Source organism: Thalassobaculum fulvum, from assembly GCF_014652915.1.
Taxonomy (GTDB): domain Bacteria; phylum Pseudomonadota; class Alphaproteobacteria; order Thalassobaculales; family Thalassobaculaceae; genus Thalassobaculum_A; species Thalassobaculum_A fulvum.
Map to the genome: position 1 here is coordinate 198,736 of NZ_BMZS01000007.1, position 16,612 is coordinate 215,347.

Below are 16,612 nucleotides of genomic sequence, written 5' to 3' on the forward strand. Positions count from 1 at the left end.
CCGGGGGGGAGGGGGAGGAGGTCAGGCGGCCCGGCGCGTGTCGTTGGCGGCCGCCGGCGTCACCGCCGGGGCCAGATGCGGTTCGGCGGCATGGCGGGTCACCGGGCGGGTGACCGGGGCCAGCGTCTGGGTGGCGATGGCCTGCGCGCGATCGGCGTCGATCCGGCGGATGACGCCGGCGGCGAAGGCCCCGCGGTCGAGGCCGATGTCGGCCATCATGCGGGCGTCGAGCTGGCTCAGCTCGGCCATCGCGCGGCGCTGGCGCAGCCAGGTGTTCAGGCGACCGAACAGCAGCGAGGTCAGGCTCGTGGTGCCGCGGGACAGCAGCCCGGCCACATAGGCGTCGCGCTTGCGACGGGCGTCGATCGCCAGGGCCAGGGCGTTGACGGTCGTGCCGTGCAGCGTGCGGTCGTTGAGGAAGGTGTCGGTGGTCATCGTGGTATCTCCGAGAAGAGGGTCTCGGACCTTGGGCGAAGTCGTCTCGGGTCCGCTGTGTCGCACCGGTATTTGGGACTTCCGGCCGGCCGGGCACAGCGGCCGTTTTGCAGTGCAGCATTGCATCCGGCGCATGGATAGGCCTAGCCGCTATGTTCTGAGCGGGAGGCTCGCGGTCAAACGAGATGCGCCCCTCCGAGGAGGGGCGCATCCGTAGTCAGGGAGTCTAGGGAATGAAGCCGGTCCGTCTGGCGGGGGGAACCGGCTGAACCGGGTCGCCTCAGGCGGCCCGGAACCTCGAGTTGGCGTTCGCGACCGGCGGCAGCAACGGGTCGCGGGCCGTCCACCGCGCCTCGGTGGCGCGGGCGGCCATCGCGACGACCTGCCGGCGGGCGAGGCCGAGATCTGCGAAGACGCGATCGTCCATGTCGGTCAGGGCGCGACGGCGCGACCGGTGGACGCAGAAGAACGAGCGCAGGGCGGCGGTCAGCGTGCCGAAGCGGACGTCGCGGTCGACCACGCCCTGTCCGGCCCGGTCGAGGTCGGTGAGGGACTCCAGGGACGCCTCGCGCGCGGCGATGTAACGATCGAGCCAACCGCTGGTGGACATGGTAACCATGGCCTGCATTCCCAAAACGGGCGCGCCGAAGGCATTCGGAACCGCGCCGCCATCGTAACCGATACGCTCCAAATAGAAAGCATGCGTCGCGGAAAAAAGACGAAAAACCGCAAATCCGCATGACGGATTTGCATGGCTCGACGGCGTAGCGCGCAGGTCAACCGGTCGGTAGACGACAACACCTTGATTCATTGGACGTATTGGATCGTGCCGCAGGGCGGCGTCAGTCCCCGATCAGGGCGAACCACTCGTCCTCGGTCAGCATCCGCACCCCGAGCGCCTCCGCCTTGGCGGCCTTCGAGCCGGCATCGGCGCCGACGACCACGTAGTCGGTCTTCTTCGAGACCGAGCCGGCGACCTTGGCCCCCAGGCCCTCGGCCCGGGCCTTGGCCTCGTTGCGGCCGACCCGGGTCAGGGTGCCGGTGAACACCACGGTCTTGCCGGCGACCGGCGAATCGGTCGCGACCGGTGCTGCGAACGGCTCGATGGTCAGTTCGGCGGCGAGGTCGTCGAGCACCTCGCGGTTGTGCGCCTCGGCGAAGAAGTCGGTCAGGTCCTGGGCGACCGAGGAGCCGATCTGGTCGATGTTCACCAGGTCGGCGTAGGCCTCGCTCTCCGGGTCGTGGGCGGCGGCCATGGCGGTCCGGAGCGCCTCCAGGGTGCCGTAGTTGATCGCCAGCAGCCGGGCGGTCGCCTGGCCGACCTGGCGGATCCCGAGGGCATAGACGAAGCGATCGAGACCGATGGTCCGGCGGTTCTCGATCGCCGCCAGCAGGTTGTCGGTCGAGACGGCCTTGGTGCCCTTCTCGCCGACCAGGGTTTCCCGGTGCCGCTTCAGGCGGAAGATGTCGCCCGGCCGCCTGATCAGCCCGTCGGCGTAGAACGCCTCGACCTGCTTGGCGCCCAGTCCCTCGATGTCGAAGGCGTCGCGGCTGACGAAGTGCTTCAGGCGCTCGACCGCCTGGGCCGGGCAGACCAGCCCGCCGGTGCAGCGCCGGATCGCCTCGCCCTCGGGACGGACCGCGTCGGAGCCGCATTCCGGGCAGGTCTCGGGGAAGACGTACTCGGCGCTGCCGGCCGGCCGCTTCTCCAGGACGACCCGCACAACCTGCGGAATGACGTCGCCGGCGCGCTGGATCACCACGGTGTCGCCGACCCGGATGTCCTTGCGGCGGATTTCGTCCTCATTGTGCAGGGTGGCGTTCGACACGGTCACGCCGCCGACCTTGACCGGCTCGAGCCGGGCCACCGGGGTCAGGGCACCGGTCCGGCCGACCTGGATCTCGATGGCGTTCAGCACGGTCTCGGCCTGCTCGGCCTTGAACTTGTGGGCGATCGCCCAGCGCGGCGCCCGGCTGACCATGCCGAGCCGTTGCTGCCAGTCGAGCCGGTTGACCTTGTAGACCACGCCATCGATGTCGTAGGGCAGGCTCGCGCGGCGCCGGCCGATGTCGGCGTAGACCTCGAGCGCCTCGTCGACGGTGCTGCACAGCCTGGCCAGCGGGTTGGTGCGGAAGCCCCAGCCCGTCAGGCGCTCCAGGAAGCCCCAGTGGGTGTCGGCGAAGTCCTCGCTGACCTCGCCCCAGGAATAGGCGAAGAACCGCAACGGCCGCGACGCGGTGATCGACGGATCGAGCTGGCGCAGCGAGCCGGCGGCGGCATTGCGCGGGTTGGCGAAGATCTTGGCGCCGGTCTTGGCCTGGCGGTCGTTCAGGGCGACGAAGTCGTCCTTGGTCATGTAGACCTCGCCGCGGACCTCAAGGATCTCCGGCACCCCGGCCGGGAGCGTACCCGGGATGTCATCGAGGGTCTGCAGGTTCCGCGTGATGTTCTCGCCCTCGGTGCCGTCGCCGCGGGTGGCGCCGACCTGCAGCCGGCCGTCGACGTAGCGCAGCGACGCCGACAGCCCGTCGATCTTCGGCTCGGCGACCAGCGCGACCTCGTCGCCCTCGCCGAGGCTGAGGAACCGCCTGACCCGGCGCTCGAACTCGCGCACGTCCTCGTCGTCGAAGGCGTTGGCCAGCGACAGCATCGGCCGGGCGTGCCGCACCTTGGCGAAGCCCTCGGCCGGGCCGGGGGCGACCCGCTCGCTCGGGCTGTCCTCGCGCTTCAGCTCGGGGAACCGGGACTCGATGGCCTCGTTGCGGCGGCGCAGGGCGTCGTATTCCGGGTCGGTCAGGACCGGCGCGTCCTCGACGTGGTACAGCCGGTCGGCCTCGGCGATCGCGTCGGCCAGCCGCTGCAGCTCGGCCTTGGCTTCGCCGGCGTCGAGCGCGTCGACGGGCTTGTTCGCGAGGTCGGCGTCGGTCGTCATTGCGGGGCTTCCGTCACTGCCCGGCGCCGGCGGCGCGGGCTCCGTTGGACTGGGCGAGCAGGCTGCCGGCGGCGGCGCGCGCCTCGGCGGTGACCGCGGCACCCGACAGCATGCGGGCGATCTCCTCGCGGCGGGCGGCGGAGTCGAGGGCGGCGACCGTGGTGCTGACGCTGTCGCCGTCGGTGCGCTTCTCGACGTGCCAGTGATGGGCGCCCTGGGCGGCGACCTGCGGCGAGTGGGTGACGACCAGCACCTGCAGCCGACCGGCCAGCCGGGCGAGCCGGTCGCCGACCGCCGCCGCAACCGCGCCGCCGACCCCGGAATCGACCTCGTCGAACACCAGGGTCGGCACCGTGCTGGATTCCGCCAGCACCACCTTGAGGGCCAGCAGGAAGCGCGACAGCTCGCCGCCCGAGGCGATCCTGCTCAGCGGGCCCGGCGGGGTTCCCGGGTTGGTCGCCACCCGGAAGCCGACGGCGTCCAGGCCGTCCGGCCCCCAGCGGGTCTCGTCGAGCGGTTCGACGGCGGTCTCGAACCGGGCCTTCTCCAGCTTCAGGGGTGGCAGCTCGGCGGCGATCGCGGCGTCGAGCCGGCCGGCGGCCTCGCGGCGGCCTTTCGACAGTGCTTCGGCGGCTGTCAGGTAGTCGGCCCGGGCCCGCCGCTCGGCCGCCGCCAGCGCCGCCAGCCCGCCGCCCTCGGCGTCGAGCGAGGCCAGCCGGTCGACCGTGGCGCGGTGCAGGGCCGGCAGGTCGTCCGGCTCGACCCCGTGCTTGCGGGCGACGTCGCGCAGCGCGTGCAGGCGGTCGTCGATCTCGGTCAGGCGGCCGGAATCGGCCTCGATGTCGTCGGCGGCCGACTGCAGCTCGGCGATCGCCTCCTGGATCTCGGCGGCCGCCCGGTCGAGCGCGGCGAGCGCCCCGGCCAGCCGCTCGCCGGCCCGGTCCGCCACCCGGTCGAGGGCGCGCTGCGCCTGGGCGACCGCGCCGTCGGCCCCGGCGTCCTCGCCGGCCAGCGCATCGGCCGCCGCGTTCATCGCCGACAGCACCGCCTCGGCGTTGGCGAGCACGCCGCGGGTCTCGGCCAGCCGCTGCTCCTCGCCCTCGGTCGGGGCGAGGCGGTCGAGCTCCTCGACGGTGTGGCGCAGCCACGCCTCGTCGGCGCGCGCCTTGTCCAGCGCGGCCCGGGCCTCGGCGTGCCGGGCCCGGGCGTCCCGCCAGGCGGTCCAGGCCGCCCGCACCGCCGCGGCCTTGCCCGCCAGCCCGGCGAAGGCGTCGAGGGTCTCGCGGTGGGTCGACGGGTCCATCAGGCCGCGCTGGTCGAACTGGCCCTGGATCTCGACCAGGGCGTCGCCGAGGCGGCGCAGCAGGGTGACGCTGGTCGGCTGGTCGTTGACGTAGGCGCGCGAGCGGCCGTCGGCGGTGACCACGCGGCGCAGGATCAGCGGGCCGTCGCGCGGGTCCAGGTCTGCCTCGGCGAGGACGGCGTCGACCGCATGCCCGGGCGGCGGGTCGAACTCGGCGGTGACGCTGGCCTGGTCACGGCCGTGCCGCACCAGCCCGGAATCGGCGCGGGCGCCGAGCGCCAGCCCCAGGGCATCGAGCAGGATCGACTTGCCGGCCCCGGTCTCGCCGGTCAGGACCGACAGCCCGGGCGCGAAGCCGAGGTCGAGCCGGTCGATCAGCACCACGTCCCGGATCGCGAGCGCGGAGAGCATGGATCAGAACGGGCCGAAGCCCCAGCCGAACCAGCCGCCGTCGCTTTCCGACTGGGCGCGGGCCTCGCCGGTGGTCGCGAGGGCATAGGCGTCCTGGTACCACTCGGTACCCGGGTAGTTGTAGCCCAGCACCGAGGCGGTCCGCTTGGCTTCGTCCTTGAGGCCGAGAGCGACATAGGCTTCGGTCAGCCGCAGCAGCGCCTCCGGAACCTGGTCGGTAGTGTCGTACTGCTCGACCACCCGCTGGAACCGGTTGATCGCCGCCAGGTACTGGCCGCGGTTCAGGTACCACCGGCCGATCGACATCTCCTTGCCGGCCAGGTGGTTGCGGGTGAGGTCGATCTTCAGGCGGGCGTCGCGGGCGTATTTCGAGGTCGGGAACCGCCTGACCACCTCGTCGAAGCTGTCGAGCGCCCGGGTGGTGAGCTTCTGGTCGCGGCCGACGTCGACGATCTGCTCGTAGTAGCAGAGCCCCTTCAGGTAGTAGGCGTAGTCGACGTTCGGGTTCGACGGGTTGAGCTGGATGAACCGGTCGAGGGCGTTGATGGCGTCGGTGTACTTGTTGGCCTGGTACTGCGAGTAGGCCGACATCAGCTGCGCCTGGGTCGCCCAGACCGAGTACGGGTGCTGGCGCTCGACCTCGTCGAACAGCGGGGCGGCCTTCCTGAAGTTGCCGCCGAGCGCGGCGTCGTAGGCCTCGTTGTAGATCTCCTCGACCGGACGCTCCACGTAGGGCGTCTCGTCCTTCGAGCTGCAGCCGGCCAACGCTGCGAAGATCAGCGGTGCGAGCGCGAGAAAGCGTAACCTGGGCATCGGCATCCGGGCGCTGTTCCGAGCAGGGGCGAGCGGTTGACCGGAACATACGGCCAGCGGGGTTCCGAGGGAAGGGCCGGGTGCCCCTTGCATCCGATCCTTGCGATGAGCGCGACGGTCAGCACGTGGGCTTGGCGAAGAAGACCGATTGAGTTCATGGTGAATTCCGGTGGAATTCCGGTGACAGTGCACTGGAATTCCGGTGACAGTGCACTGAATTCGATCCCCGGGACCGTTGCCCGATCACCTCTCCAGGCGTTACCGCCCCCAGCGCGCCGCGGCGGCATCGTCGGACTCGCGGGCGTCGACCCAGTGCTCGCCCTGCGGGGTCTCCTCCAGCTTCCAGAACGGCGCCTTGGTCTTCAGCCAGTCGATCAGGAACGCGGTGGCGTCCAGCGCCGCTTGGCGATGGGCCGAGGCGCAGGCCACCAGCACGATGTTGTCGCCGGGCTCCAGGCGGCCGACCCGGTGCACGATCAGGCTCGCTTCCAGCGGCCAGCGGGCGCGGGCCTCGGCCTCGATCGCCTCGAGCTGGCGCTCGGTCATGCCGGGATAGTGTTCGAGCGTCATGCCGGCGACCGACGAGCCGTCAGCGATGTCGCGCACCAGCCCGACGAACACGCCGAGGCCGCCGATCCCGTGGTTGCCGGCGGTCAGGGCGGCCAGCTCGGCCCCGACGTCGAAATCCTGCTCCTGGACCCGGACGGTCATGACGGTTTCCTCAGCCCCCGGTCACCGGCGGGAAGAACGCGACCTCGTCGCCGGCGATTACCGGGTGGTCGGGCTCGACGTATTCCTGGTTCACCGCGCACCGGATCGCGCGGGTGTCCTTGAACGCTTCGGCATAGCCCGGCCCGCGCGTGCGCAGCCAGTCGACCAGGGCGGCCACGGTCGCCACGCCGTCGGGCGGGCTGACCGTCTCGTGGCCGACGCCGATCCGCTGCCGGACCCAGGCGAAATACAGAACCTTCATCGCATCACCTCGCTGAACGGCAGATAGGCTGCCGTGTCGCCTTCCGAAACCCCCAGCGTGTCGTCGGCGAGCTCGACCAGGCCGTCGGCGGCGACCAGCGACGACAGGATGCCGGCCCCTTCGTTGCCGACCCGGTGGGCGACCGGCATGCCTCCGGGCACCGGCTCCAGGCGGACCCGGACGTATTCGCGCCGGCCCGGCTTCTTGCGGTAGCCGAACGCCGCGGTCACCGGGAACCGCTGCGGGGCGTGCACCGCGGTGCCGGCCAGGGTCAGCAGCACCGGGCGGGCGACGTGCAGGAAGGTCACGACCACCGCCACCGGATTACCCGGCAGGCCGAGGAACGCCGTGCCGCGCACCACGCCGAGTGCGACCGGCCGGCCCGGCTTGATGGCGAGCCGCCAGGCGTCGAGCCGGCCCTCGCTCTCGACCGCGGCGCGGACGTGGTCCTCCTCGCCGGTCGACACACCGCCCGAGGTGATCAGGGCGTCGTGACCGGCGGCTGCCTCAACCAGGGCGGCCCGGATCGCCTCCCGGTCGTCCGGCAGGATGCCGAGGTCGGTGACCACGCAGCCGAGCGACCGCAGCAGCCCCTTCAGGGTGTAGCGGTTGGAATCATATATCGCGGCCGGCCCGCGCGCGTCGCCGGGCTCGCGCACCTCGTCGCCGGTCGAGAACACCGCCACCCGCAGCGCGGTGCGCACCGGCAGCGCGGTCAGGCCGACCGAGGCGGCGAGGCCGATGTCCGGCGGCCCGAGGCGGCGGCCGGCCCGCAGGATGGTCGCGCCGGTCTTCACGTCCTCGCCGGCGAACCGTCGGTTGGCGCCGCGCCTGATGCCGGCCGGGAACACGACGGTTTCGCCGTCGACCCGGCAGTCTTCCTGCATGAACACGGTGTCGGGTCCGGGGCTGCCGTCCGGGCCGGCCGGCATCGGGGCGCCGGTGAAGATGCGGATGGTCTCGCCGCGCCGCTGCGGCCGCGCCAGGCGCTCGCCGGCCGCCACCCGGCCGCCGACCGGCAGGCGGGTCTCGCCCTCGCCGGCGATGTCGTCGACATAGACCGCCCAGCCGTCGACCGCCGAGTTGTCGTGCGGCGGCACGTCCATGCCGGCGACGACCGGCTCGGCCAGGGTGCGGCCGAGTGCCGCGTCCAGCGGCACGGTCTCGACCCCGGTCACCGCCGCGAGGCGCGCCTGCACGCGCTCCAGCGCGGTCTCCACCGGGATCAGGCCGCCGTCGAAGGCGAAGCAGTCGTCGGTCAGCTGCACCATGCGGCTACCCTATCAGCGCGGCCGGGTCGGCCGCACGCGCCTCGACCAGATCGGCGATCGCGGCGACGTCGTTCAGGTCCAGCACCGGCCGCGGGCAGTCGGGCAGGGGAGCGTCGCTGGCGACCGCCACGACGGCGTCGTCGGACGGCCACAGCGGCGGCTTGCCGACGGCCGCGCGGTACACCTCCAGCTTCGGGTGGCCGGTGCGCTTGAAGCCCTCGATCAGCACGAAGTCGACCGGCGCCATGCGCGCCAGCAGCTCACCGAGCTCCGGCTCGGGGGCGCCGCGCAGCTCGTGCATCAGGGCGTACCGGGCGGCCGACCCGATCATCACCTCGGTGGCGCCGGCCGCCCGGTGCTCGTAGCTGTCCTTGCCGGGCTGGTCGACGTCGAAGGCGTGATGGGCGTGCTTGACGGTCGACACGCGGTGCCCGCGCCCGACCAGTTCCGGGATCAGGCGGCACATCAGGGTCGTCTTGCCGCTTCCCGACCAACCTGCGAGCCCGAACACGCGCATGCCATTTCCTCGCCCGATCTTTACCCCATATTGACGGGGATATCGGATACGGTTGTTCCGCGCACACCGCAACTATACGCTCGCGCCCGAGCCCGAAACCCCGGAGCGTTTGTTGAAGGCCCTTTTCAAGCGAATCGTTACCAAGATCATGCGCCAGGCCCGGCGCATGACCCTGTCCAAGGGCGTCATCGCCCGCTCGATGGCCATGGGGATGGTGGTCGGGTTCTCGCCGACCGTCGGGCTGCAGATGGTGATCTGCCTGATCCTCATCCTGATCGTGAACCGGCTGGCCGGCCGCTACCTGTTCGACATCGTGGTCTCGGTGGTGGGGACGCTGGTGGTCAACCCGCTCACCATGGTCCCGACCTACACGCTGTACTACGTGATCGGGTGCCGGGCGGTGACCTGCTCGACCGTCGTCGAGTTCCAGTCCGAGCATCAGGTGCACCAGATGCTCACGACCCTGGGCGACGGGGCGCTGGCGATCTTCATCGGAAGCCTGCCGTTCATGATCGTCGGGGGCCCCGTCGGCTATTGGATCGGGCGCGGCATCGAGCGGTTCCTCGAGCGTCGGGTCGAGCGGCGGCAGGCGCGCCAGGTCCAGATGGCCAAGCGCCGGCGCGACGCCCGGCCGCAGCAGACGGTGGTGGAGAACGGCTGAACGCCGAGTCGGCCCGGAGCGGCCGGGCGCCGGCCGCCGACCGGTCACGGAAATCCGGCAGGACCGGCGCCCGATCGGTTTTGCCGACGGCGTCATGTACACTATGGTTCGGGCGAACGCCCATGCCGGCAACGGAGAACCGAGCGCGATGCTCGCCCAGCTTCCGAACCTGCTGACGCTTTCGCGGATCCTGGTGCTTCCGCCGCTGATCGCATGCCTGTGGATCGGCGGCGAGACCTTCCGCTGGGTCGCGCTCGGGCTGTACGCGCTGGCCAGCATCACCGACTACCTCGACGGCTACCTGGCGCGGACCCTGAAGGCGCAGTCGGCGTTCGGCCGGCTGCTGGACCCGATCGCCGACAAGCTGCTGGTCGGGGCGTGCCTGCTGATCCTGAGCGCGCTGCACTACATCTCGGGGTGGACCGTGCTGGCGGCGCTGGTGATCCTGCTGCGCGAGATCCTGGTTTCCGGGCTCCGGGAGTTCCTGGCCGAGATCCGCATCGGCATGCCGGTCAGCCGGCTCGCGAAGTGGAAGACCACCGTGCAGCTGCTGGCGATCGGCTTCCTGATCATCGGTGGCGACGCCCCGGCCTGGACCCGGGCGCAGCTGATCGGAGAGGTCGGGCTTTGGCTGGCGGCCGGATTCACCCTGGTGACCGGTTGGGACTACCTGCGCTCCGGCCTCGGCCATCTGGCCGACCAGGACCGCGACCGGGTGAAGCCCGGCGTCAATCCGGCCCGGACCACGTCCTGACCGATCGGCCGGCCCTATCCGTCCTCGTGGAAGAAGTCGTAGACCCGCTTGGCGACGGTCCGGCTGATGCCGTCGACCGCCTCCAGGTCGGCCAATCCGGCCCGGGCGACCCCGCGGGCCGAGCCGAAGTGGTGCAGCAGCGCCTTCTTGCGGCGGGCCCCGATTCCCGAGATCTCGTCGAGCGGGTTGCTGCCGAGCGCCTTGGTGCGGCGGGCCCGGTGGGTCTCGATGGCGAACCGGTGCGCCTCGTCGCGCAGCCGCTGCAGGAAGTACAGGACCGGGTCGCGGCGCTCCAGCATGAACGGGTCGCGCCCGGGCACGAAGAACCGCTCGCGGCCGGCATCGCGGTCCGGGCCCTTGGCGATCGAGGCGACCGGCACGTCGTCGATGCCGAGCTCGGCGAACACCTCCTGCGCGACCGCCAGGTGGGTCGCGCCGCCGTCAATCAGGACCAGGTCGGGCCAGTTGCCTGAGCTGCGCTCCGGGTCCTCCTTCAGCGCCCGGGCGAACCGGCGGGTGAGGACCTGGCGCATCATCGCGTAGTCGTCGCCGGCCTCCAGGTCGTCGACCCGCTCGTCGCGCTCGCCGTCGGCGACGTTGCGGATGTTGAACTTGCGGTAGGCGTTCTTCACGAAACCCTCGGGGCCGGCCACGATCATGCCGCCGACCGAGTTGGTGCCGCGGGTATGCGAGTTGTCGTAGACCTCCACCCGCTCGGGCGTGGCGTCCAGGCCGAACACCTGGGCCACGCCGTCCAGCAGCTTGCGCTGCGAGGCGCTCTCGGCCATCCGCCGGCCGAGCGCCTCGCGGGCGTTCAGGGTGGCGTGCTCGACCAGCTTGCGCTTGGAGCCCCGCTGCGGCACCAGCAGTTCGACCCTGCGGTCGGCCCGGGTCGACAGCGCCTCGGCGATCAGCTCGGCCTCCGGCACCGCCTGCGACAGCAGGATCAGGCGCGGCGCCGGCTTGTCGTCGTAGAACTGGCCGATGAACGCCGCCAGCACGTCGGAATCCTCGGTCTCCTTGTCGTGGCTCGGGAAATAGGCGCGGTTGCCGAAGTTGCTGCCGGCCCGGAAGAAGAACACCTGGATGCACGAGTGACCGCCCTCGGCGTGCATGGCGATCACGTCGGCTTCCTCGATACCCTCGACGTTGATGTCCTGGTGCGCCTGGATGGCGGTCAGCGCCCGGATGCGGTTGCGGTAGATCGCCGCGGTCTCGAACTCCAGGGCGTCCGAGGCCTGCTGCATGTGGGCCGCCAGCTCCTGCTGGACGTCGTGGCTGCGGCCGGTCAGGAACCGGCGCGCCTCGTCGACCAGCTCGGCGTATTCGGTCTCGGACACATATCCGACGCAGGGCGCGCTGCAGCGCTTGATCTGGTACTGCAGGCACGGCCGGGTGCGGGCCGAGAACATCGAGTCGCTGCAGTTGCGCAGCAGGAACGCCCGCTGCAGCGCGGTGATCGTCCGGTTGACCGCACCGGCCGAGGCGAACGGCCCGAAGTAGTCGCCCTTGCGGGTCCGGGCGCCGCGGTGCTTGGTGATCTGCGGGTAGGGGTGGTCGCCCGTCATCAGGATGTGCGGGAACGACTTGTCGTCGCGCAGCAGCACGTTGTAGCGCGGCTTCAGGCGCTTGATCAGGTTGCTCTCGAGCAGCAGCGCCTCGACCTCGGTATGGGTCGTGACCACCTCCATGCGGGTGGTCTCGCTCACCATCCGGAAGATCCGGTGCGGCAGCTTGGCCGGGTGGGTGTAGTTGGTGACCCGCTTCTTGAGGCTGCGGGCCTTGCCGACGTAGAGCACGTCGCCGTCGTCGTCGAGCATGCGGTAGACGCCGGGGCCGGCCGGCATGGTCCGCAGATGCTCGCGGATGACCGCCACCCCGCGCTCGATGTCCGGCTGGGTGCGCCGGCGTCGGCGAGCCCGCTCGGTTCCGGTCGGCGGATCGGCGAAAGCGCTGTCGGTCATGGCTTGGTGATGGGCGTGCGCCGGGCTGCCGTCAAGCGCCGTCTGGCCGGAAGCAACGGGCGCGGATTTTCCACGGGAACGGTGGAGAACCATGTGGATAACCCTTGGGGTCAAACGCCGAGCCCTAGGACTCCATGGGGATTCGCGACATTGCTTAATTTTTGGGCAATTCTTGTAACCCGTTGAATTTTAACATTTTGCTAGCTGCCCAATGTTAAGATCCTTTTACAGAAAGATAATTCCTTGACAGTGCTGTGACAGTCGCGTGACCGAAGGTGCCGTGTGAACAACTTGATGACGCTGACGCCGGAAGCTGCGTTGAATCTGCCTGTTTGGCGCCGATTCGCCTGTCAATCCGGGCGGTTCAGTCGCGCGGGGTGGCGTCGGTCGGCGGCGCCCACCAGAGGTGCTGGCCGCCGTCGACGGCGATCATCTGGCCGGTGATCGAGCGGGCGTCGGCGAGATAGGCGACGGCGTCGGCGATCTCGGCCGGGTCGATCGCGCGGCGCAGCGGCAGCGACCGCGCCTGGGCGTCGAACGCTTCGGGATGCTGGCGGGCGTTCGGCAGGGTCGGCCCGGGACCGACGCCGCAGACCCGGATCCGCGGGGCCAGGTCGAGCGCCAGGGTCCGCGTCAGGCCGTGCAGCGCGACCTTGGTGACGGTGTAGGACAGGAACTCCTCGTTCGGATTCCAGACGCGCTGGTCCAGGATGTTGACGACCACGCCGTCGTTGTCGGCGGGCAGCAGGGCCGCGAAGCGCTGCATCAGCACCACCGGCGCCCGCAGGTTGGTCGCCATGTGCCGGTCCCAGCTGTCGCGGGTCATGGTGTCGAGCCGGTCGGGCTCGAACACCGAGGCGTTGTTGACCAGCAGGCCGATCGGCCCGAGCGCCTCCCGGGCCCGCCCGACCAGTCCCTCGACCTCGGCTTCCTCGGCAAGGTCGGCCGACAGCGTCACCGCCCGGCGCTGCCGCTCGCGGACGGCGGTGGCGGTCGCCTCGGCCTCGTCGCGGGACCGGCCGTAGTGCACGGCGATGTCCCAGCCGGCCTCGGCCAGGCGCAGGGCGACCGCCCGCCCGACGCGCTTGCCGGCGCCGGTGACCAGGGCTGCGCGGGGAACGGGGCAGGGGTGGCGCTGCGTCATGTCGTTAACCTGACGCCGGATGGCGCAACGTCAAGCGCTTGCACGGGCTGGTCCGGAGCGGTCAGTTGGCGGCCATGTCGAAAGCCGATGCCCAGGCGCCGGCCGGCAGGAACTGCTCGGTGATGAACAGGGCGTATCCGAGGAAGAACAGCACGGCCCAGGGCCGGTTGAAGGCCGGGAGCCGGATCGCCAGGGCGACGAACCCGACGGTGACCGCCGCCATGATCCACAGATCGGCGGACAGCACCTCGGGCGGGATTGCCAGCGGCTGGACCATCGCGACGACGCCGAGGATGCCGAGCGTGTTGAAGATGTTGGACCCGATGATGTTGCCGAGGGCCACGTCGGAGTGCCGGCGCATGGCGGCGACCACGGTGGTCGCCAACTCGGGCAGGGAGGTTCCGACCGCGACCACGGTCACGCCGATCACGGTCTCGGAGATGCCGGCGACCTGCGCCACCGCGATGGCGCCGTCGACCAGCAGGCGTGCGCCGGCGAGCACCGCAATCAGCCCGCCGATCGTATAGGCCGCGCTGCGCCACAGGCTGGTCGGCAGCTGGTCGAATTCGGCGACTTCCTTGGCGTGCAGGCTCTCGTCCCCGGATCGCCGCTCCTCGCGGTAGCAGTACAGCAGGTAGCCGATCAGCAGGACCAGCATCAGGACGGCGTGCCAGCGCTCGATCATGCCGTGGAGGCCGGCCGCCACGAACAGCACGGTACCGAGCAGCAGCACCAGCCCGTCGCGCTTCAGAGGGGCGCCGCGGCACACGAACGGGGTGACGACGCCGACCGTGCCGATCATCAGCAGGATGTTGGCGATGTTCGAGCCGATCACGTTGCCGATGGCGATGCCCGGCGAGCCGTGCAGCGCGGCCTTCAGGCTGACGAACAGTTCCGGCGCCGAGGTTCCGAAGGCGATGACGGTGAGGCCGATGACGTGCGGGCTGACCCGGGCCCGTCGGGCCATGGCGACGGCGCCGCGAATCATCACCTCGGCACCGAGCAGAAGCAGGACGAGTCCGGCAAAGATCCAGGCGGCAGAGATCATCGCGGCGACGGGCCCCCGGCATCGGCGGCGCTTCGGAGATGCACTCGGTCGCGTCGGTTGTCGATGATCATTGCCGGCCGTCGGTGGAAGGGCCGGCGCACGACGACGCCAGCATGGGACCAGTTGTGGTGATTCTTTGCCACATTTCAATGTGTCCGTCGGCTGAATTCGTCTGACGTCTGGCCGCTCGTCGGCCGGCGGGCTAGGGTTGAGGGACTGTCATTCGACCGGAGGAAGGCGGTGGAGACCCTGCTGAGCGCGTTCGGCGGGATGCCGGTGGACGGCCACGGCGGCACGATCGGCGACGCGCTGGTTTTCCTGGCGGCGGCCGTGCTGGTCGCACCGTTGCTCCGGCGCCTGAAGTTCAGCCTGGTCCTCGGTTACCTGGCCGCGGGGGCGGTGATCGGCCCGCATGCCCTCGGCATGGTCGACGACGTCGACGCGACCCGCGAGCTCGCCGATATCGGCGTGGTGTTCCTGCTGTTCGCGATCGGCCTGGAGCTGTCGCTGGAACGCCTGAAGGTAATGCGTCGGCTGGTGTTCGGCCTGGGGGCGGCCCAGGTCGCCGCCACCGCCGTGCTGATCGCGGCCGCCGGCGTGGCGCTTGGCTACGGCGCGGCCACCGTCGCGGTGGTCGGCGCGTCGCTGGCGCTGTCGTCGACCGCGTTCGTCCTGCAGCTCATGACCGAGCGCGGCGAGCTGGCCACCCGACACGGCCGCGCGGCGTTCGCGGTGCTGCTGTTCCAGGACCTCGCCGTGGTGCCGATCCTGGTGGTGGTCCCGCTGATCGCCGGCGGCGGCGACGGCGAGTCGATCGCGTTGGCCCTGTCGATCGCCCTGCTGAAGGCGCTGGCGGCGCTGGCGGTGATCGTGATCGCCGGCCGCCAGCTGCTGCGCCCGCTCTATCACATCATCGCCGCCGCCAACGCGCCCGAGGTGTTCACGGCGATGACCCTGCTGGTGGTGCTCGGCATCGGCTGGGCGACCCAGATGGTCGGCCTGTCGATGGCGCTGGGCGCGTTTCTGGCCGGGCTGCTGCTGTCGGAGAGCGAGTTCCGCCATCAGGTCGAGGCCGATATCGAGCCGTTCCGCGGCATCCTGCTCGGCCTGTTCTTCATGACCGTCGGGATGACGGTCGACCTCGGGCTGGCGCTGCGCGAGTCCCTGACCGTGCTGGGCTTCCTGGCCGGCCTGGTCGGCCTGAAGCTGGCGGTGGTGTTCGGCCTGGTACTGGCGTTCCGGATGCCGTTCGCGACCGCGCTCAGGACCGGCGCGCTGCTCGCCCAGGGCGGCGAGTTCGCCTTCGTGATCCTCGGCCTCGCGGACTCGCATGCCCTGATCTCCGACGGGCTCAGCGACCTGCTGTTCCTGGTGGTCGCCATCAGCATGGCCACCACGCCGCTGGTGGTGGCCCTGGTCGGGCGCCTCGCCGACCTGCTGGAGCACCGTCAGAACCAGGCGATGGGCGCCGCCGACCACAGCGTCGCGGAACTCGAGGGTCACGTGATCATCGCCGGGTTCGGCCGGGTCGGCCGCACCGTCGCCCGGCTGCTCGACGCCAAGCTGGTGCCCTACGTGGCGCTCGACACCGACGCCCAGCGGGTGCGCGAGGGCCGGCGGGCCGGGCAGCCGGTGTTCTACGGGGACGCCAGCCGGCACGAGGTCCTGCGGCGCCTCGGCGGCGAGCGGGCCCAGGCGGTGGTCGTTACCCTGACCACCAGCGGGCAGGGGGTCGACCGCACCGTCGCCTACCTGAAGGCCCGGTTCCCGGAACTGCCGGTCTACGCCCGGGCGCGCGACCCGCTGCACGCCCGCCGGCTGGAGGAGCTGGGGGCCGAGGGAACCGTGCTGGAGACCCTGGAGGCCAGCCTGCAGCTCGGCGGCGAGGTGCTGCGGCGCACCGGCGCCCACTGGCGCGACATCGAGGAGCTGATCCGCCAGCTCCGCTTCGTCGACGGCATCTCCGACCCGATCGGCGTGCGCCCGGCCGGCGAGGGCGAGCCGGCGGCGCCGCCGGCCGACCCGGTGCTGGCGGCCGCCATGTTCGCCGAGGAGGAGGAGCGCCAGGAGGAGGCGGAGCGGGCCGAGGCGGCGGAAGTCGAGGCTGACGTTGCCCGAACCGCGGAGGCCCGAACCGCGGATGCCCGAACCGCGGATGCCGGAACAGCGGACGCCGCGACGGCAGACGGCGGAGCGGCGGACACCGCGCCGATGCCCCCGCCGGGCGGCCGCGCGGCTGCCACTGCCGCGGCGGCGGACGAGGCACGGGCCGATCCGGCGGTCGGGCAGGACCTGGCGGCTCGGGAAACGGCCGGCAGCGAGGAAGCCGACCCGGCGGACGATCGCGGCCCGCGCGCACCGGACCGGCGGCTGACGGCCGGCTGA

The 16,612-nt window shown here is 71.2% G+C and carries 15 protein-coding genes; 3 read left to right on the top strand and 12 right to left on the bottom strand.

The features are described from left to right. Window positions 1-21: 21 nt before the first annotated feature. The 9 genes from IE246_RS15925 to mobB all read right to left on the bottom strand — a co-directional run bounded on the left by IE246_RS15925 (window position 22) and on the right by mobB (window position 8,656). Window positions 22-435 carry a DUF1127 domain-containing protein gene (locus tag IE246_RS15925; RefSeq protein WP_189991370.1) on the bottom strand — a complete coding sequence of 138 codons (414 nt, stop codon included), beginning with the start codon at window positions 433-435 and terminating at the stop codon, window positions 22-24. Between the two features lie 280 nt (window positions 436-715). Next, a complete protein-coding gene (locus IE246_RS15930) occupies window positions 716-1,246 on the bottom strand; it encodes a hypothetical protein (RefSeq protein ID WP_189991372.1) in 531 nt (176 codons plus the stop codon). A 31-nt stretch (window positions 1,247-1,277) separates the two neighbouring features. After that, entirely contained in the window at window positions 1,278-3,368 is a 2,091-nt protein-coding gene (ligA, locus tag IE246_RS15935; protein ID WP_189991374.1) for an NAD-dependent DNA ligase LigA, read from the bottom strand. Between the two features lie 13 nt (window positions 3,369-3,381). Then, on the bottom strand, window positions 3,382-5,082 hold the full coding sequence (recN, locus tag IE246_RS15940; protein WP_189991377.1) for a DNA repair protein RecN: 1,701 nt from the start codon (window positions 5,080-5,082) through the stop codon (window positions 3,382-3,384). Between the two features lie 3 nt (window positions 5,083-5,085). After that, window positions 5,086-5,895: an outer membrane protein assembly factor BamD gene (locus IE246_RS15945; RefSeq protein ID WP_229837256.1), complete on the bottom strand. Its 810-nt coding sequence runs from the start codon at window positions 5,893-5,895 to the stop codon at window positions 5,086-5,088. 258 nt (window positions 5,896-6,153) lie between these two features. Next, window positions 6,154-6,606 carry a molybdenum cofactor biosynthesis protein MoaE gene (locus IE246_RS15950; RefSeq protein WP_189991381.1) on the bottom strand — a complete coding sequence of 151 codons (453 nt, stop codon included), beginning with the start codon at window positions 6,604-6,606 and terminating at the stop codon, window positions 6,154-6,156. Window positions 6,607-6,616: 10 nt separating this feature from the next. After that, complete coding sequence (gene moaD, locus IE246_RS15955) at window positions 6,617-6,868, bottom strand: molybdopterin converting factor subunit 1 (RefSeq protein WP_189991383.1); 252 nt, start codon at window positions 6,866-6,868, stop codon at window positions 6,617-6,619. Further along, window positions 6,865-8,139, bottom strand: a complete 1,275-nt coding sequence (locus IE246_RS15960) for a molybdopterin molybdotransferase MoeA (RefSeq protein WP_189991385.1) — start codon at window positions 8,137-8,139, stop codon at window positions 6,865-6,867. Before IE246_RS15960 ends, moaD begins: the two co-directional genes overlap by 4 nt. A 4-nt stretch (window positions 8,140-8,143) precedes the next feature. Beyond that, window positions 8,144-8,656, bottom strand: a complete 513-nt coding sequence (mobB, locus tag IE246_RS15965) for a molybdopterin-guanine dinucleotide biosynthesis protein B (RefSeq protein ID WP_189991388.1) — start codon at window positions 8,654-8,656, stop codon at window positions 8,144-8,146. Between the two features lie 112 nt (window positions 8,657-8,768). On the opposite strand from mobB, the gene IE246_RS15970 reads away from it, so the two are divergent. Further along, a complete protein-coding gene (locus tag IE246_RS15970) occupies window positions 8,769-9,317 on the top strand; it encodes a DUF2062 domain-containing protein (RefSeq protein WP_189991390.1) in 549 nt (182 codons plus the stop codon). A 148-nt stretch (window positions 9,318-9,465) separates the two neighbouring features. After that, a complete protein-coding gene (gene pgsA, locus IE246_RS15975) occupies window positions 9,466-10,071 on the top strand; it encodes a CDP-diacylglycerol--glycerol-3-phosphate 3-phosphatidyltransferase (RefSeq protein WP_189991392.1) in 606 nt (201 codons plus the stop codon). Between the two features lie 14 nt (window positions 10,072-10,085). Here the strand turns inward: pgsA and uvrC are convergent, their stop codons facing one another. The 3 genes from uvrC to IE246_RS15990 form a co-directional block, all read right to left on the bottom strand. Continuing rightward, the gene (gene uvrC, locus IE246_RS15980) at window positions 10,086-12,035 is read right to left on the bottom strand and encodes an excinuclease ABC subunit UvrC (protein WP_189991395.1); all 1,950 of its coding nucleotides are present in this window, start codon (window positions 12,033-12,035) and stop codon (window positions 10,086-10,088) included. Between the two features lie 364 nt (window positions 12,036-12,399). Continuing rightward, window positions 12,400-13,179, bottom strand: coding sequence for an SDR family oxidoreductase (locus IE246_RS15985; protein ID WP_189991397.1), 780 nt, complete (start codon window positions 13,177-13,179; stop codon window positions 12,400-12,402). Between the two features lie 61 nt (window positions 13,180-13,240). Beyond that, window positions 13,241-14,227, bottom strand: a complete 987-nt coding sequence (locus IE246_RS15990; RefSeq protein ID WP_189991399.1) for a calcium/sodium antiporter — start codon at window positions 14,225-14,227, stop codon at window positions 13,241-13,243. A gap of 240 nt (window positions 14,228-14,467) precedes the next feature. Here IE246_RS15990 and IE246_RS15995 point away from each other — a divergent pair, with 240 nt between their 5' ends. Further along, window positions 14,468-16,612: a monovalent cation:proton antiporter-2 (CPA2) family protein gene (locus tag IE246_RS15995; RefSeq protein WP_189991401.1), complete on the top strand. Its 2,145-nt coding sequence runs from the start codon at window positions 14,468-14,470 to the stop codon at window positions 16,610-16,612.

Excerpts from the sequence above, each read along its gene's own strand:
- IE246_RS15985 (WP_189991397.1), bottom strand. The coding sequence starts at position 13,179 with ATGACGCAGCGCCACCCCTGCCCCGTTCCCCGCGCAGCCCTGGTCACC.
- IE246_RS15930 (WP_189991372.1), bottom strand. The coding sequence starts at position 1,246 with ATGAATCAAGGTGTTGTCGTCTACCGACCGGTTGACCTGCGCGCTACG.
- IE246_RS15925 (WP_189991370.1), bottom strand. The coding sequence starts at position 435 with ATGACCACCGACACCTTCCTCAACGACCGCACGCTGCACGGCACGACC.
- recN (WP_189991377.1), bottom strand. The coding sequence starts at position 5,082 with ATGCTCTCCGCGCTCGCGATCCGGGACGTGGTGCTGATCGACCGGCTC.
- IE246_RS15945 (WP_229837256.1), bottom strand. The coding sequence starts at position 5,895 with ATGCCCAGGTTACGCTTTCTCGCGCTCGCACCGCTGATCTTCGCAGCG.
- mobB (WP_189991388.1), bottom strand. The coding sequence starts at position 8,656 with ATGCGCGTGTTCGGGCTCGCAGGTTGGTCGGGAAGCGGCAAGACGACC.
- IE246_RS15990 (WP_189991399.1), bottom strand. The coding sequence starts at position 14,227 with ATGATCTCTGCCGCCTGGATCTTTGCCGGACTCGTCCTGCTTCTGCTC.
- IE246_RS15960 (WP_189991385.1), bottom strand. The coding sequence starts at position 8,139 with ATGGTGCAGCTGACCGACGACTGCTTCGCCTTCGACGGCGGCCTGATC.
- moaD (WP_189991383.1), bottom strand. The coding sequence starts at position 6,868 with ATGAAGGTTCTGTATTTCGCCTGGGTCCGGCAGCGGATCGGCGTCGGC.
- pgsA (WP_189991392.1), top strand. The coding sequence starts at position 9,466 with ATGCTCGCCCAGCTTCCGAACCTGCTGACGCTTTCGCGGATCCTGGTG.
- ligA (WP_189991374.1), bottom strand. The coding sequence starts at position 3,368 with ATGACGACCGACGCCGACCTCGCGAACAAGCCCGTCGACGCGCTCGAC.
- uvrC (WP_189991395.1), bottom strand. The coding sequence starts at position 12,035 with ATGACCGACAGCGCTTTCGCCGATCCGCCGACCGGAACCGAGCGGGCT.
- IE246_RS15950 (WP_189991381.1), bottom strand. The coding sequence starts at position 6,606 with ATGACCGTCCGGGTCCAGGAGCAGGATTTCGACGTCGGGGCCGAGCTG.